The following is a 14,749-nucleotide window of genomic DNA, read 5'->3' on the forward strand; positions in this document are numbered from 1 at the left end:
CAGGCGAAAACGGCGCTACCATCGAGCGGACGCGACCGGGAAGGACCCATGATCATCGACAAGGCCAATGCGGCGCTGGAAGCGGTCTATACGGCCGACACGCCTGAGACGCTCGCCAAGGCCTATGCGCAATGGGCCGCGACCTATGACGGCGAAACCGCGGCGCTCGGCTATCTCCTGCCGTTCCTGATCACCGCCTGGGTGGCGCGCCATGTGCCGCCGGGCGAAGGGCCGCTGCTCGACGCCGGTTGCGGCACCGGCCTGTCGGGGCCGTCGCTCAAGGCACTCGGCTACCACGATATTGCCGGGCTCGACCTGTCGCAGGACATGCTGAAAATCGCCGGCAGCCGGCAGGCCTACAGCGAGCTGAAACAGGCGATGCTCGGCGGGCCATTGCCTTGGGCGGACGGGTATTTCCGCGCCTTTTTCTCGACCGGCGTGTTCACCATCAGCCACGCACCGGCGTCGGGCCTGCATGAACTGGTACGCATCACCAGGACGGGCGGCCACGCCATCTTCACGGTCCGCGACCAGGTTTTTGAAAGCGGCGGGTTTCAAGCCGTGTTTGGCGAACTGGAGCAGGCGAAAAAATGGCGGCCGGTCGAGGAGAGCCCGTGGTTCCGCTGCTACGCAATCGCCGAGCCCGACGCGCTGGTGAAGACGTTTGTGTTCGAGGTGCTGTGAAGCGCCTGCGAAGGCCGCCACGATTGCTGAAAAGCCAAAACATTGATATGAGCAGCGCCATGGAAGAGCTTTTTGGCGATCCGGCCTATAAGGGTTTCGTGCTGCAGGACAGAAAACGCCTGCCGTCGCGATTTTCCGCGCGCGTCTGCGGGGCGCTGACCAGCCGACTTAGCTAGGGCAGACTCGCCAGGCTGTTTCGCCGGTCCGACCGGCGTCGTTTTCCCTTTTTAAATCGACGGATTTAAGCAAATGAGCGCACCGCGCACCCTCTACGACAAGATTTTCGACGACCATGTCGTCGACCGCCAGGACGACGGCACCTGCCTGCTCTATATCGACCGCCATCTGGTCCACGAAGTCACCAGCCCGCAGGCTTTCGAAGGCCTGCGCATGACCGGCCGCAAGGTTCGGCATCCGGAAAAGACGCTGGCCGTGGTCGACCACAATGTGTCGACCTCGCCCGAGCGCAAGTTCGGCATCAAGAACGAGGAAAGCCGCATCCAGGTCGAGGCGCTGGCCAAGAACGCCAAGGATTTCGGTATCGAATATTATTCCGAGAAGGATATCCGCCAGGGCATCGTCCACATCATCGGTCCCGAGCAAGGCTTTACGCTGCCCGGCATGACCATCGTCTGCGGCGACAGTCACACCTCGACGCATGGCGCGTTCGGGGCGCTGGCGCATGGCATCGGCACCTCGGAAGTCGAGCATGTGCTGGCGACGCAGACGCTGATCCAGCGCAAGGCCAAGAACATGCTGGTGCGCGTCGACGGCGCACTGCCGGAAGGCGTCACCGCCAAGGACATCATCCTCGCCATCATCGGCGAGATCGGCACGGCCGGCGGCACCGGCTATGTCATCGAATATGCGGGCGAGGCAATCCGTGCGCTGTCGATGGAAGGCCGCATGACGATCTGCAACATGTCGATCGAAGCCGGCGCGCGCGCCGGCCTGATCGCGCCCGACGAGACCACCTTCGCCTATGTCAAGGACAAGCCGCGCGCCCCCAAGGGCGAAGCCTGGGACGCCGCGCTCGCCTACTGGAAGACGCTGCAGTCCGACGAAGGCGCGCATTTCAACAAGGTGGTCGTGCTCGACGCGGCAAAGCTGCCGCCGATCGTCTCCTGGGGCTCCTCGCCCGAGGACGTGGTCTCGGTGCAAGGCATCGTGCCGAACCCGGACGACATCACTGATGAGAACAAGCGCACCTCCAAGCAGCGCGCACTCGACTATATGGGCCTGAAGCCGGGCACCAAGATCACCGATATCGAACTCGATCGCGTCTTCATCGGCTCCTGCACCAATGGCCGCATCGAGGATCTGCGCGCCGCCGCCAAGGTGATCGAGGGCAGACAAGTCAATCCGCGGGTCAGTGCGATGATCGTGCCGGGCTCCGGCCTGGTCAAGGAACAGGCAGAGGCCGAAGGCCTCGACAAGATCTTTGTCGCCGCCGGCTTTGACTGGCGTGAGCCGGGCTGCTCGATGTGCCTTGCCATGAACGACGACCGGCTGAAGCCGCATGAGCGCTGCGCCTCGACCTCGAACCGCAATTTCGAAGGGCGCCAAGGCTTCAAGGGCCGGACGCATCTGGTGTCGCCGGCAATGGCCGCGGCGGCGGCGATCGCCGGCCATTTCGTCGACATCCGCGAGTGGAAATAGGGCAGGCGCGCGCAGTCGGATATGAGGAGCCCGAGCCGCATTGCGGTTCGGGCATTCTTCAGTCGGGCCGCCTGACGAATTCGTGGAATCCCTCACGACGGCCGGGTTGGTCCTTTGCGACGACCAGCGCCAGTTGGCGCTCGTCGAAGAGTTTGAACCATTCATCCCATTCGACCAGTTCGTAGCCGCCGGCATTGACCGGACGTTCGGCCTCATCCTGGTCCTGATAGGCATGCTGGCCGAAGACCAGCCTCAGCATGGGCTGCGTTCCGGCTTCGGGCGACACGTCGACGATCGCCGGAAAGCCGGCGCGTGCCGCGGCCCATGAGCGAATTGCATCGTGATCGGTCAGCATGATCGTGTCGGCCATCGGAGCGTCTCCTGGTTGCCGTCGTGAAACGCCGCTCGCCGTTCGCGGTTCCGCCCAGCGGCTTTGTCGACGCACCTGTCGTATATTCGCTTTCGCTTAACCGCTTGTTTGGGCTTCCGCTCTAAGGTCCTCCAAGGGGAAGCGAGGGGAAATTACAGCGCTTGGACACCGGCCTGCTCATAGCGCTGCTCAATCCAGGCATCGCCCTCACACTCGGCGCGGCATTTCTCGTGCTGTGGTTCTATCAGCGCCACCGTCCCTATCTGGCTGTGCTGGCGGCGGGCTACTCGGCCTCGGCCGCAGGCTTCCTGCTCCAGTATTTCACGCTGCCGGTCGGCATGGCGCCGACCAAGCTCATCTCGATCCTGTGCTTCACCTTCGCCACCTGCTGTCTCGCCGGCGCGGTCATTGCGCGCTATGGGCGGCGCGTGCCTTACCCGGCGGTCGGCATTCTGGCCTGCGGCGGCCTGGCCGCGTTCTCGTGGTTTCTTTTTGCCCGGCCGGATCTCACCTGGCGCATCCTTGCCATCAATTTCAGCTTCGGCGGCATCAGCCTGGCTGTCGCCGCCGAGTTGCGCGTGGTGCGCAACAACGGCCCGACGGAAATGATCCTGTTCGTGCTGTCGCTGCTTTCCGGCCTGAACTTCCTGGGGCGGACGCTTGCCGTCGTCATCGCGCATGGGCCGTTCACCAGCTATGAAGGGCTTTACTCCTCGTCCTACTGGACGACGGCTCTGCTGTCGCATGCATTGCTGTCGCTGCTTATTGCGCTTTGCCTGTTCGGCGCCGCCGCGCTCGATGTGATGAAGGCCCTGAAGACCGAAACCCTGACAGACCCGCTGTCGGGCCTGCTCAACCGCCGCGGCTTCGAGGAGCGCGCCATGCTTGTCCTGCAGCACTGTGCCACGGCGCAATTGCCGGTTGCTCTGGTGCTTGCCGATCTCGATCATTTCAAGGCGCTCAACGATCAACATGGCCACGCGGCCGGCGATCGCGTCATCGCCGACTTCGCTGCCAAGCTTCTGTCGGCTGCAGGTACGCGCGGCGTTGCCGGCCGCATCGGCGGCGAAGAGTTCGCCGTGCTTTTGCCGCTCAGCGACCTTGGCGCGGCAAGACTGTTTGCCGAAACCATTCGCACGCTCTATTCGGCGGACAGAATCGACGGGCTTCCGCCCGAGACAAGAGTGACCGCCAGCTTCGGCGTGGCCGCCCGCGCCAGCGACGAAGGGCTGGACCCGCTGATGCGCCGCGCCGACGAAGCGCTCTACAGAGCCAAAAGGAGTGGCCGCGACAGCGTATGCCTGTCCTATCAGCGGCCTGAGACGGTCGTCCTTCCCAATAGGACCAGTGCTGGCTGAGCGTCAGCGACGGCTTCGAATTAACGTCTTTTTCGCGCGTTGGTGATTTGCTGTTCGGGGGAGTGCCAAAACGCCATGGGCAGCGCTAATTTCATCCTGCTGATCAACCTGTTCGTTGCCGGGCTGCTGGCGGCGGCCTTCATGACGATCGCGGTCTATGACGCCGGCCGGGTGTCGGCACGCTGGCTGGCGTTCGGCTATGTGCTCGGCACGGCTTATTTCGCGATCGAGTTCAGCATTCCTGCCTTCGACAATGCGCGCCCCGTGGTTGTCGCCGCCTTTGCCGCCTTCCTTGGCGCTACCGTCGCCTTCAATGGCGGGCTTGCCCATAAATACCGCGTTTCGCCGCCTTGGCCGCCGATGCTGTTCTTCCTGGTCTTCGCCACCCTCGCGGTCTACTTCGTGCAGGACCTGCCACGCCAATCGTTCGTGCGAATGGCGGCCTACCAGCTTCCCTATGCGGCCATGCAGTTCACCGGGCTGGCGATCGTCTTGTCGTCCAGGCAAAGACGCGAGCGGCTCGACTATATGCTGATGGCTGTCCTTGCGGCCAGCACCTTGCAGTTCGCCAGCAAACCCTTCATCGCCCATGCGCTTGGTGGCTGGGGCGCCAACCCGCAATCTTATGCGCAGACCAGCTATGCGTTGGTGTCGCAGTCGGTCGGCACCGTGTTCGGCCTGGCGCTTGCGCTGGTGACATTGGCTATCCTGGTCCGCGACGTGCTCGCCGAGGCGACGTCGAAATCGGAAACCGACACGCTTTCGCGGCTGCTCAACCGTGGGGGCTTCGAGCGCCATGCCGAGATCGCACTGCGTGACGCCATGCGGCGCGCCGTTCCAGCCGCACTGGTCATTGCCGATCTCGACCATTTCAAGCGCATCAACGATACTTACGGCCACGCGTCGGGCGATCGGGTCATCGAGACCTTTGCCGGTTTTCTCCGCGATGCCGCGGCCGACCATCATGTCGCCGGCCGCATCGGCGGCGAGGAATTCGCGATTTTCCTGCCGGGGACCAATCTAGCCGCCGCCCGGCTCTTTGCCGAGGGCACGCGGAGCGCCTTCGGTGCCACGCCGATCGACTGCCTGCCCGCGGATCACCGCTGCAGCGCCAGCTTCGGCGTTGCCGAGCTTGGTCCGGGCGAAAGCTTTTCCGACCTGTTGCGGCGCGCCGACAAAGCGCTCTATCAGGCGAAGGGCAGCGGTCGCGATTGCGTGCGTGTCTCGGTGGGGCCGGCTGTTGCCCTGCCGGCGCCGTCAACCAAGGGCGGCGTGGCCGTCAGCGGCAGGGGCTGAGCTCCGGCATTTCGCCGTCGGAGAGGCCGTACATATAGCTGCGGCCCTTGACGAAAACCGGCGGCCTATAGCAGTCGCCGCCGCGGACATCGTCCGATTCGTTTTCGTAGATCACGTCGGGCTGGCCGGCGCTGGTGTAGTCGGACAATTCCTTGGCCAGCTTGCCCTCGCCAACGAGGATACGCTTGTAGCCGGCGGCGCTGTCGATGACGAGATTGCCGAAGGAATCGGCATAGACGCGGTCATGATGGCGCGTCCCGGCGAATGCCGGTGCGACGACGCCGACGGCGAGCGCCGCCAATAGGAACCAGGGAAGGCGCGATCCTGCTGAATTCGAATGCATGGCGTGCTGCTCCAGTTGCTGAGAGGCAAGCCTCCTCGAATCAGAAATTAACCTTTTATTAACCTTTGTTAAGAGGGCAACCGCAGCACGGGCGAGGTCTCGGAAAATATGGTTAATACCCGATCGCCCACCGGCCATCATTCGGCCACGCCTTGTTCCCACCATTCCCAGCATCGGGCGCGACTCAAAAAGCATGAAATCCGGTGGCTTGCCGGAGCATCGCGGCGGGCTCGATACGCGGTGGGGAAGGCAGCAAATGAGATTACGCCGCACGTTTCGGATGGCGCTGGCCATTCCGCCGCTGCTGGCTGCAGCCGCCTGCGCGCCGCAGACCAGCGCGCCCAAGCTCGGCAACACGGCCGCCGCTTCCGTGTCGCTTGCTCCGGCTGCTAGCGAACCGACGGCACCGCAGCCGCGCACAGCTACTTACAACTGCGCCGACGGCAGCGTGATGACCATCGAGAATCTCGGCACGTCGGTGCGCGTCCTCGGCCAGAACGGCGCCAGCGCCGAGCTGCCGGCCTCACCGGCCAATCAGACCAGCCGTTACGGCGAGGCGCATGACGCAATCGTGATCGATGGGCGTGAGGCGCTGGTGATGAAGGGCGGTGCACCACCGCTGGCCTGCAAGCGCTGATCCGCCCCTTGCGCCAGCCATATTTTGCAGTGCGACGACATTGTGCCGGCGCAAGGCGACAGCCCTAATCGATTGAAGCTGAAAGCCTCGCTTTCATCAGACTAAATTACGTTTTCGAAACGGTTTTCCGGCTTTGACGCGGTGCAAAAAGAGCATTAGAAACCGGCTGTCCGAAGTCGCAACCGGAAGCGGTAATGCCGCATTCCCACCTGAGGCTCCAGAGACGCCGAACTGGGGGAGCCATGAGCAAATCACCAGCCACCCGCGAATTTGCCAGGCGTGAACGGCCGCTTTCGCCGCATCTGACCGTCTATCGGCCGCCGATCACCATGACGATGTCGATCGTCCACCGCATCACCGGCGGGGCGCTCTATTTCGGCACGCTGCTGGTCGCGCTGTGGCTGATGGCGGCGGCGAGCTCGGAGGCGACCTTCAACGCCGTAAACTGGGCCTTCGGCTCGTGGCTGGGACGGCTGGTGCTGTTCGGCTACAGCTGGGCGCTGATGCACCACATGCTGGGCGGTGTGCGCCATCTTATCTGGGACACTGGGGCAGGGCTGGAAAAGCATACGGCATCGAGGATCGCCTGGGCGACGCTTGCCGGCTCGGTCACGCTGACGCTGCTGATCTGGATCGCCGGCTACATGGCGCGGGGAGCCTGACATGAACGGCAAGAACACCGACATGCGCACGCCGCTGGCCAAGGTCCGCGGCCTCGGTTCCGCCCGCGAGGGCACCGGCCATTTCTGGCGCCAGCGGCTGACGGCGATCTCCAACATCCCGCTGGTCCTGTTCTTCGTCGGCTTCCTGATCGCACTCAACGGCGCCAGCTATCTCGAGGTGCGCGCCGCACTTGCCAATCCGTTCGTTGCACTGGTGCTGGCGCTGGTGCTGTTGTCGGTGCTCTACCACATGCGGCTCGGCATGCAGGCGATCATCGAAGACTATGTGCATGGCGAAGGCACCAGGCTGGCGCTGCTTGCCCTCAACACATTCTTTCCCGTAGTCGTCGGCGTCGCTTCGGTCTTCGCCCTGCTTAAACTGGCATTTGGAGGCTGATTTTTTGGCCAAGGACGCGAAGAACGCCAACACGGCTTCCGCCTATAGCTATGTCGATCACAAATTCGACGTCGTGGTCGTCGGCGCCGGCGGCGCCGGCCTGCGCGCCGCGCTCGGCATGGCCGAGCAAGGCCTGCGCACCGCCTGCATCACCAAAGTGTTCCCGACGCGCTCGCATACGGTTGCGGCGCAGGGCGGCATCGCCGCCTCGCTCGCCAATATGGGGCCCGACAACTGGCAGTGGCATCTCTTCGACACCGTCAAAGGCTCAGATTGGCTGGGCGACACCGACGCTCAAGAATACATGGTGCGCGAAGCGCCGGCGGCGGTCTACGAGCTCGAGCACTACGGCGTTCCCTTCAGCCGCACCGAGGACGGGAAAATCTACCAGCGGCCGTTCGGCGGCATGATGATGAATTTCGGCGAGGGGCCGCCGGTGCAGCGCACCTGTGCGGCCGCCGACCGCACCGGCCACGCCATGCTGCACACGCTCTACGGCCAGTCGCTGAAGCACAATGCGCAGTTCTTCATCGAGTATTTCGCGCTCGACCTGATCACGGAGCCGGACGGCACCTGCACCGGCGTGGTCGCCTGGAACCTCGACGACGGCACCATCCACCGCTTTTCGGCCAAGATGGTGGTGTTGGCGACCGGCGGCTATGGCCGCGCCTATTTCTCGGCCACCTCGGCGCATACCTGCACCGGCGATGGCGGCGGCATGGCCGCACGCGCAAGCCTGCCGCTGCAGGATATGGAGTTCGTGCAGTTCCACCCGACCGGCATATACGGCGCCGGCTGCCTGATCACCGAGGGCGCGCGCGGCGAGGGCGGCTATCTCGTCAATTCCGAGGGCGAGCGCTTCATGGAGCGCTACGCGCCGTCAGCCAAGGATCTGGCTTCGCGCGACGTGGTCTCGCGCTGCATGACGCTGGAAATCCGCGAGGGCCGCGGCGTCGGCCCGAAGAAGGATCACATTTTCCTGCATCTCGACCATCTCGACCCGGCCGTTCTGCACGAGAGGCTTCCGGGTATTTCGGAATCGGCAAAGATCTTTGCCGGCGTCGACCTGACCAAGGAGCCGATCCCGGTGCTGCCGACGGTCCACTACAATATGGGCGGCGTGCCGACCAATTACTGGGGCGAGGTGCTGAACCCGACGGCGTCGAATCCGGACCAGGTGTCGCCCGGGCTGATGGCGGTCGGCGAAGCCGGCTGCGCCTCGGTGCACGGTGCTAACCGGCTGGGCTCCAACTCGCTGATCGACCTGGTGGTGTTCGGCCGTGCGGCGGCAATCCGGGCCGGCCAGGTGATCGACCGCACATCGGCGATCCCTTCGCCCAACGAGGCCGCCGTCGAAAAGATCATGGACCGCTTCGACCGGCTGCGTCACGCCAACGGCTCGACGCCGACCGCGGTGTTGCGCGAAAAGATGCAGAAGGCGATGCAGGAGGACGCGGCGGTGTTCCGCACCCAGGACTCGCTGGAAAGCGGCTGCAGGCGCATTTCCCAGATCTGGGGCGAGCTCAAGGACGTAAAAGTGTTCGACCGCTCGATGATCTGGAACTCCGATCTGGTCGAGACGCTGGAGCTGGAAAACCTGATGGCCAACGCCATTACCACCGTCTACGGCGCCGAGGCGCGCAAGGAAAGCCGCGGCGCGCACGCGCGGGAGGACTTTTCGGCCCGCGACGACGCCAACTGGCGCAAGCATACGCTGGCCCGGCTCAACGAGGCCGGCGAGGTGGCGCTCACCTACCGGCCGGTGCACACCGAAACGCTGCTCAAGGAAGCAGACGGCGGCATCAACCCGGCCAAGATCGCGCCGAAGGCCAGGGTGTATTGAGATGAGGCTGCTGGCGGTTGCGGGATATTCCGGCACGCCCCTTCCGGCCAAGCTCGGCCTGAAGGACGGGATGATTGCCGCTTTCGTCGCCTTGCCGGCCGAACTCGAGGATTTGGCCGAAGCCGTGGATTTTGCCGAGCTCGATCGGCTGGCCAACTGGTCGGCGATTTCGGGCGTTCATGAGAAATACGATGCCGTACATGCTTTCACCCGGCAGCGTGTCGAGATCGAGGACCGTCTTGGCGACGTCGAAGCGGCAATCAAGCGGGACGGCATGGTCTGGGTGTCATGGCCGAAGAAGGCATCGAAAGTGCCGACCGACGTCACCGAGGACGTTATCCGCACAGAGGCGCTGAAGCTCGACCTTGTCGACGTCAAGGTCGCCGCCGTGAACGAGATCTGGTCCGGGCTGAAGCTCGTCATCCGAAAGGACCTGAGGTAATGGTCGAACTCACGCTTCCGAAAAACTCGAAGATCATGGCCGGAAAAACTTGGCCGAAGCCGGAGGGCGCGACCAACCTGCGCGAATATCGCATCTACCGCTGGTCGCCGGACGATGACGAGAACCCGCGCATGGATACGTATTTCGTCGACATGGACGATTGCGGGCCGATGGTGCTCGACGCGCTGCTCTGGATCAAGAACAAGATCGATCCGACGCTGACGCTGCGCCGCTCCTGCCGCGAAGGCATTTGCGGCTCGTGCGCCATGAACATCGACGGGTCGAACACGCTGGCCTGCACCAAGGGCTGCGACGACATTTCCGGCGCGATCAAGGTCTATCCGCTACCGCACATGGCCGTGGTCAAGGACCTGGTGCCCGACCTCACCAATTTCTACGCCCAGCACGCCTCGATCGAGCCGTGGCTGAAGACGGTGTCGCCCGAGCCGGCCAAGGAATGGCTGCAGAGCCATGAGGACCGCGAAAAGCTCGACGGGCTCTACGAGTGCATATTGTGCGCCTGCTGCTCGACCTCCTGCCCGAGCTACTGGTGGAACGGCGAGCGCTATCTCGGCCCGGCGACGCTGCTGCAGGCCTATCGCTGGCTGATCGATTCCAGGGACGAGGCGACGGGCGAGCGGCTCGACAATCTCGAAGACCCGTTCCGGCTCTATCGCTGCCACACCATCATGAACTGCGCCCAGACTTGCCCCAAGGGGCTCAACCCGGCCAAGGCGATCGCCGAGATCAAGAAGATGATGGTGGAGCGACGGGTTTAGGCGGCGGGCGGGTTGCAGCCGAGATCGTCTCGTCCGCAGCGATCCTTCGCGCCCCCCTCTGTCCTGCCGGACATCTCCCCCCTTGAGGCCCCTTGAGGGGGGAGATTAGCAGCTTGGAGGACAGCGCCCTTTCTGCAGCCTTGAAAAGTGGCGAAGCGGTGATGACAGCCAATCTCCCCACTAGAGGGGGAGATTGGCCGGCAGGACAGAGGGGGGCGCTGTCCCGCCGAGTTCGAAAGGATAGCAAACTTATGACCGATTCCGACCTTCCCATCCTCTCTCCCATCGAAGCCCGCGTGCTCGGCTGCCTGATCGAGAAGAAGGAGCTGACGCCGGACGTCTATCCGCTGACGCTCAATGCGGCACATGCGGCGGCCAACCAGAAGACGGCGCGCGAGCCGGTAATGTCGGTCGAGCTTGCCGAGGTCAGGCGGGCGCTTGGCCAGCTGGAGCAGAAGGGCCTCGTCAGGCAAGTGTTCGCGTCGCGCGTCGAGCGCTACGAGCATATCGTGGCGCAGCGCTTTTCCCTGACCTCGGCGCAGATCGCGCTGCTCGGCCTGTTGCTGCTGCGCGGCCCGCAGACGGCCTATGAATTGCTGGCGCGAAGCGAGCGCATGGCGCGGCTGCCGTCGATCGACGAGCTTCGCGGCAATCTCGATCTGCTGATCGGCCGCCGGCCACCGCTGGTGCAGCAGATCGATCGCGGCCCAGGCCAGCGCGAGGATCGCTACGTCCATCTGCTCAGCGGGCCGCCGCAGCTGTCGGCTGCCGCAGCACCCCTGCAGTCGTCCTCGCCGGCGTCGGATATGGAAATGCGCGTGCGGGCCCTCGAGGAGGAGGTCGCGGCATTGCGCGCCCGCCTCGACGCGCTCGTTGGCGAAAAAAGCCAATAATCATTCGAGAGGGGGCGCGAAGGATCGCCCGCTTCGCAGACCAGCTCTCACCCGAGCCTGGCGTCGAGCGATACTTTGATGGCGCCGAGCGCTTTCGAGACCGGGCATTCGGCCTTGGCCTTCTCGGCCAATTCCTTGAACTTGGCGGCATCAATGCCCGGTACCTTGCCGACCAGCGTGATCGCGCTGCCGGTGATGCCGGTGCCGGGGACCAGCGTTACCACGGCCTTGGCGTCGAGCTCGGCAGCCGGAGTGCCGTTCTCGGCGAGAAAATGCGAAAGCTGCATGGCGTAGCAGCCGGCATGGGCGGCGGCGATCAGCTCTTCCGGGTTTGTGCCGGATTTGCCGCTTTCATCCTCGAAACGCGTCTTGGCCGAATAGGGTGTGCCCTTCAGCACCCCGCTCTGGGTTTCGAGTGTGCCCTTGCCTTCCTTGAAACTGCCTTTCCAAACGGCGTTGGCGGTGCGGTCCATCAATTCCTCCTTGATTGTCGTGGCTGAGCCCGTGATCGGCATCCAGTCGACTATAGCGCGCGCGGGAGCGAAGGCCACCCACGCTTTCGTATCGGCGGCGGCGTGACACATCATGTCGAGCGAAAAAAATTCGAAAAAAATATGCGTGCAAAAATGTCGACTTCCATCTGTCCCGGCCGTCCTGCGGGCGGCCATGGACTTGGTGGCCGGATGGAGGACCACATGAACAATCTGTTTTCTGCTCACTGGACAAGCACCGGCCACAGGGCCGGTGAACAACAAGCCGACTGGTCGCGCCTGCAGCCTTCCGGCTTCGGCCGACTGCTTGCGGCGATTGCCATCATTGGGATTGCGGTATCTCTTCTCGACTATGCTGCGGCCGGTCTCGATTCTGCGGCAGGCAAGGGCTCCGCGGAGATTTCCGTAGCCTCGTCTTCGGCTTCAAGCCAGGAATGGAGATAAAAATGAAGTATGTTTGCCTAGTCTATGGTGAAGAAAAAGATCTCTACGCAATGACCCCCGAGAGGCTGGCCAAGCTCGACGCCGATTCGATGGCCCATGACCGGTCATTGGACCAACGCGGGATGCTGATCATCGCGCAGGCGCTGCAATCGGTGAAAACGTCGAAAACCGTTCGCAGGCGCAAGGGCAAGCGGCTGGTCACCGACGGCCCCTTCGCCGAAACCAAGGAGCAGTTGCTCGGTTTCGTCATGATCGAGGCCGAGAGCCTCGACGAGGCGCTGGGGATCGCGGGCGAGATTCCGCTCGCCGAAATCGGCACGATCGAGGTGCGGGCGATCTACAAGGTGCCCGGGTCATAGAGATGTCTCGATAAGTTCCTCCGCGGAGCGGTGGCGACCAACGACTGGCGCAGGCTGTCGTTTTCTTCAATCGGCGCAACTTTTGCGTGTTGAAGCGAAGCAATACTTCTCCTATCGTCGCCCGAGATTGGGGGATCTTGGGCATGCATATATTGATTGCTGCAATCGGCCTGCTTGGGGCGGCGGCGTTCTGGTGGTACCGGCTGAAGATCATGAACGACGCGGCGCGTGAGGTTGCCGACGTGGTTGGCCGCGTCCAGGGCAACGTCCGCCGCAAGAAACTGCGCAAGCAGGCGGCGCTCTCGCCGCTGACAGCGATCGACGATCCGGTCGTCGCCGCCGCGACGCTGATCACCGCCATCGTTTCCGAACATGGTCCTGCGCTGCCGCAACGCGAAGCTGCCATTCGATCGGTGATCTCGGAGATTGCCGACAAAAAACAGACCGATGAAGCGGTGATCTACGCCAAATGGGCGGCATCGCAAATCGACGACGCCACGGTCGTCATCGACAAGCTGGCACCGTTCCTGCGCGAACGGCTCGACGCGGTCGAAAGGAGCGATCTGCTGCGGATGGTCAGCCGTGCGGCGGAAGCCGGCGGACAAAACCTGCAGATTCCCGACCAGCGCATGCTGCGGCTGCGCCAGAAGCTGGGCTTCGAGGTCAACTAAGGCCCCTGATACGAAATTCGGCAGACCGCATGGCGATTAAGCCGAGACGCCTGATCGCTTCGTCATCCTGGGTCTTCTCTCCGCTTCGCGTCGCTACGCCCAGGGATGACGAAGTTGGGGAAGCTTCAGGGCCTGTTTAGATCGCCTCGCCCTTCAACAATTTCGGCGTGTCGCCGGACAGACCCGACGCCTGGCGGATGAAAAACCCCTTCAGCCGGGGCATGCGCTCGACGAGGCCGAGGCCGATGTCGCGCAAAGTGCGCAGCGGGCCGAAATCGTTGGAAAACATCCGGTTCAGCACATCGGTGGTGATGCCCATCTGCACCGTGTCGAAACGCCGCCATTGCTGGTAGCGCTCGAGCACGTCGAGCGCGCCGATGTCCTGGCCGAGCCGGTCGGCCTCGACCACCACTTCGGCCAGCGCCGCCACGTCCTTGAAGCCGAGATTGAGACCCTGGCCGGCGATCGGGTGGATGCCGTGGGCGGCGTCGCCGGCCAAGGCGATGCGCGGCGCGACGAAGGCGCGCGCAATGATCAGCCCGAGCGGCCAGGCACGCGGCTTGTCGGCGAGATGGATTTCGCCGAGTTTCAGGCCAAAGCGCTGCTCGAGCTCATATTCCAGGACCAGCGTGTCGCCACTGACCAGTTTCTCGGCATCCTGCGACCGTTCGACCCAGACGATCGACGAGCGGTTGGTGCCGTCCTTGCCCGGCTTGAGTGGCAGCGTGGCAAACGGGCCTGCGGGGAGGAAATGCTCTTCGGCGCGGCCGTTGTGCGGCCGCTCGTGCGCCACCGTGCAGACGATGCCGGACTGGCCATACTCCCATTTCACCGTCTTGATGCCGGCCATGTCGCGCAGCTTCGAATTGACGCCGTCGGCGGCAACCAGCAGCCGCGCCTTCAGCGTCGCGCCGTCGGCAAGATGCACGGTGATGCCGGCGCCGTTGATGTCGAAGGCGCTGACGGCGACGCCTTCGATGATGCCGATGCCGAGTTGTTCGGCGCGCCGGCGCAAGGCGCCGTTCAAATCCTTGTTGGCGACCATATGCGCAAAGGGTTCGCCGGGCGCGACCTCGCCGTCGAAGGTGAGGAACACCGGGCGGACCGGATCGGATGTGCGCGAATCGGTGACGATCATTTCGGTGATCGCCTGCGCCCCCGGCGCGATCTCGTTCCAGACGCCGAGCTGGTCGAGCATGCGGCACGCGGCGGCGGCAATCGCCGAGGCGCGGCCGTCCTTCTGCCAGACCCTGGCGGGTGCTGCATCGACGACGGCGACGGCGAGGCTCGGCCGCGCCTGCTTCAGCGACACGGCGGCGGCCAGGCCGACATAACCGGCGCCGGCGACCAGAACGTCGAGCGAATTCTTGCTGTCGAGCATGGCAATTCCTTTCGCAGCCTGACTGTCGCCGGGCATTCCG

General features: G+C 63.9%; 19 protein-coding genes. 15 read left to right on the plus strand and 4 right to left on the minus strand.

The genetic code is table 11. The features are described from left to right. The first annotated feature begins 48 nt into the window (after positions 1 to 48). From NKH04_RS14345 to leuC, 3 genes are all read left to right on the plus strand, one after another. Positions 49 to 684 carry a class I SAM-dependent DNA methyltransferase gene (locus NKH04_RS14345; RefSeq protein WP_352817296.1) on the plus strand — a complete coding sequence of 212 codons (636 nt, stop codon included), beginning with the start codon at positions 49 to 51 and terminating at the stop codon, positions 682 to 684. Between the two features lie 47 nt (positions 685 to 731). Beyond that, a complete protein-coding gene (locus NKH04_RS14350) occupies positions 732 to 860 on the plus strand; it encodes a hypothetical protein (RefSeq protein ID WP_353044482.1) in 129 nt (42 codons plus the stop codon). Between the two features lie 73 nt (positions 861 to 933). Continuing rightward, positions 934 to 2,343 (plus strand): 3-isopropylmalate dehydratase large subunit, encoded by a 1,410-nt coding sequence (gene leuC / locus NKH04_RS14355; RefSeq protein WP_352470795.1) that lies wholly within the window; start codon positions 934 to 936, stop codon positions 2,341 to 2,343. Between the two features lie 58 nt (positions 2,344 to 2,401). On the opposite strand, the gene NKH04_RS14360 is transcribed toward leuC, so the two are convergent. Continuing rightward, positions 2,402 to 2,713: a hypothetical protein gene (locus NKH04_RS14360; RefSeq protein ID WP_023679773.1), complete on the minus strand. Its 312-nt coding sequence runs from the start codon at positions 2,711 to 2,713 to the stop codon at positions 2,402 to 2,404. Between the two features lie 161 nt (positions 2,714 to 2,874). On the opposite strand from NKH04_RS14360, the gene NKH04_RS14365 reads away from it, so the two are divergent. Further along, positions 2,875 to 4,071 (plus strand): GGDEF domain-containing protein, encoded by a 1,197-nt coding sequence (locus tag NKH04_RS14365; protein WP_352832390.1) that lies wholly within the window; start codon positions 2,875 to 2,877, stop codon positions 4,069 to 4,071. A 75-nt stretch (positions 4,072 to 4,146) separates the two neighbouring features. Next, complete coding sequence (locus NKH04_RS14370; protein WP_352470793.1) at positions 4,147 to 5,367, plus strand: GGDEF domain-containing protein; 1,221 nt, start codon at positions 4,147 to 4,149, stop codon at positions 5,365 to 5,367. On the opposite strand, the gene NKH04_RS14375 is transcribed toward NKH04_RS14370, so the two are convergent. Continuing rightward, positions 5,351 to 5,710 (minus strand): hypothetical protein, encoded by a 360-nt coding sequence (locus NKH04_RS14375; RefSeq protein ID WP_352450158.1) that lies wholly within the window; start codon positions 5,708 to 5,710, stop codon positions 5,351 to 5,353. The genes NKH04_RS14370 and NKH04_RS14375 overlap by 17 nt on opposite strands. Positions 5,711 to 5,966: 256 nt before the next feature. Between NKH04_RS14375 and NKH04_RS14380 the strand changes: the two genes are divergently transcribed. The 7 genes from NKH04_RS14380 (at position 5,967) to NKH04_RS14410 (ending at position 11,363) form a co-directional block, all read left to right on the plus strand. Then, positions 5,967 to 6,347: a hypothetical protein gene (locus tag NKH04_RS14380; protein WP_352470792.1), complete on the plus strand. Its 381-nt coding sequence runs from the start codon at positions 5,967 to 5,969 to the stop codon at positions 6,345 to 6,347. Positions 6,348 to 6,589: 242 nt separating this feature from the next. Next, positions 6,590 to 7,009 (plus strand): succinate dehydrogenase, cytochrome b556 subunit, encoded by a 420-nt coding sequence (gene sdhC / locus NKH04_RS14385; protein ID WP_292663224.1) that lies wholly within the window; start codon positions 6,590 to 6,592, stop codon positions 7,007 to 7,009. A gap of 1 nt (position 7,010) precedes the next feature. Continuing rightward, positions 7,011 to 7,406, plus strand: a complete 396-nt coding sequence (gene sdhD, locus NKH04_RS14390; RefSeq protein ID WP_292663226.1) for a succinate dehydrogenase, hydrophobic membrane anchor protein — start codon at positions 7,011 to 7,013, stop codon at positions 7,404 to 7,406. A 4-nt stretch (positions 7,407 to 7,410) separates the two neighbouring features. Further along, the gene (sdhA, locus tag NKH04_RS14395; RefSeq protein WP_352832396.1) at positions 7,411 to 9,249 is read left to right on the plus strand and encodes a succinate dehydrogenase flavoprotein subunit; all 1,839 of its coding nucleotides are present in this window, start codon (positions 7,411 to 7,413) and stop codon (positions 9,247 to 9,249) included. A gap of 1 nt (position 9,250) precedes the next feature. Then, positions 9,251 to 9,691: a DUF3052 family protein gene (locus NKH04_RS14400; RefSeq protein ID WP_352470790.1), complete on the plus strand. Its 441-nt coding sequence runs from the start codon at positions 9,251 to 9,253 to the stop codon at positions 9,689 to 9,691. Next, on the plus strand, positions 9,691 to 10,470 hold the full coding sequence (locus NKH04_RS14405; RefSeq protein WP_292663232.1) for a succinate dehydrogenase iron-sulfur subunit: 780 nt from the start codon (positions 9,691 to 9,693) through the stop codon (positions 10,468 to 10,470). Before NKH04_RS14400 ends, NKH04_RS14405 begins: the two co-directional genes overlap by 1 nt. A gap of 251 nt (positions 10,471 to 10,721) precedes the next feature. Further along, positions 10,722 to 11,363: a YceH family protein gene (locus tag NKH04_RS14410; RefSeq protein WP_352470789.1), complete on the plus strand. Its 642-nt coding sequence runs from the start codon at positions 10,722 to 10,724 to the stop codon at positions 11,361 to 11,363. A 47-nt stretch (positions 11,364 to 11,410) separates the two neighbouring features. Here the strand turns inward: NKH04_RS14410 and NKH04_RS14415 are convergent, their stop codons facing one another. Beyond that, positions 11,411 to 11,836 (minus strand): OsmC family protein, encoded by a 426-nt coding sequence (locus tag NKH04_RS14415; RefSeq protein WP_352470788.1) that lies wholly within the window; start codon positions 11,834 to 11,836, stop codon positions 11,411 to 11,413. A 222-nt stretch (positions 11,837 to 12,058) separates the two neighbouring features. Between NKH04_RS14415 and NKH04_RS14420 the strand changes: the two genes are divergently transcribed. From NKH04_RS14420 to NKH04_RS14430, 3 genes are all read left to right on the plus strand, one after another. Further along, positions 12,059 to 12,298, plus strand: coding sequence for a hypothetical protein (locus NKH04_RS14420; RefSeq protein ID WP_352450153.1), 240 nt, complete (start codon positions 12,059 to 12,061; stop codon positions 12,296 to 12,298). 2 nt (positions 12,299 to 12,300) lie between these two features. Further along, positions 12,301 to 12,657: a YciI family protein gene (locus NKH04_RS14425; RefSeq protein ID WP_352470787.1), complete on the plus strand. Its 357-nt coding sequence runs from the start codon at positions 12,301 to 12,303 to the stop codon at positions 12,655 to 12,657. A 143-nt stretch (positions 12,658 to 12,800) separates the two neighbouring features. Further along, entirely contained in the window at positions 12,801 to 13,328 is a 528-nt protein-coding gene (locus NKH04_RS14430) for a hypothetical protein (protein ID WP_352818400.1), read from the plus strand. 136 nt (positions 13,329 to 13,464) lie between these two features. Here the strand turns inward: NKH04_RS14430 and NKH04_RS14435 are convergent, their stop codons facing one another. Beyond that, positions 13,465 to 14,709, minus strand: a complete 1,245-nt coding sequence (locus NKH04_RS14435) for a ubiquinone biosynthesis hydroxylase (RefSeq protein ID WP_352818429.1) — start codon at positions 14,707 to 14,709, stop codon at positions 13,465 to 13,467. Between the last annotated feature and the right edge of the window lie 40 nt (positions 14,710 to 14,749).

Source organism: Mesorhizobium sp. M1365, from assembly GCF_040317865.1.
Lineage (GTDB): Bacteria > Pseudomonadota > Alphaproteobacteria > Rhizobiales > Rhizobiaceae > Mesorhizobium.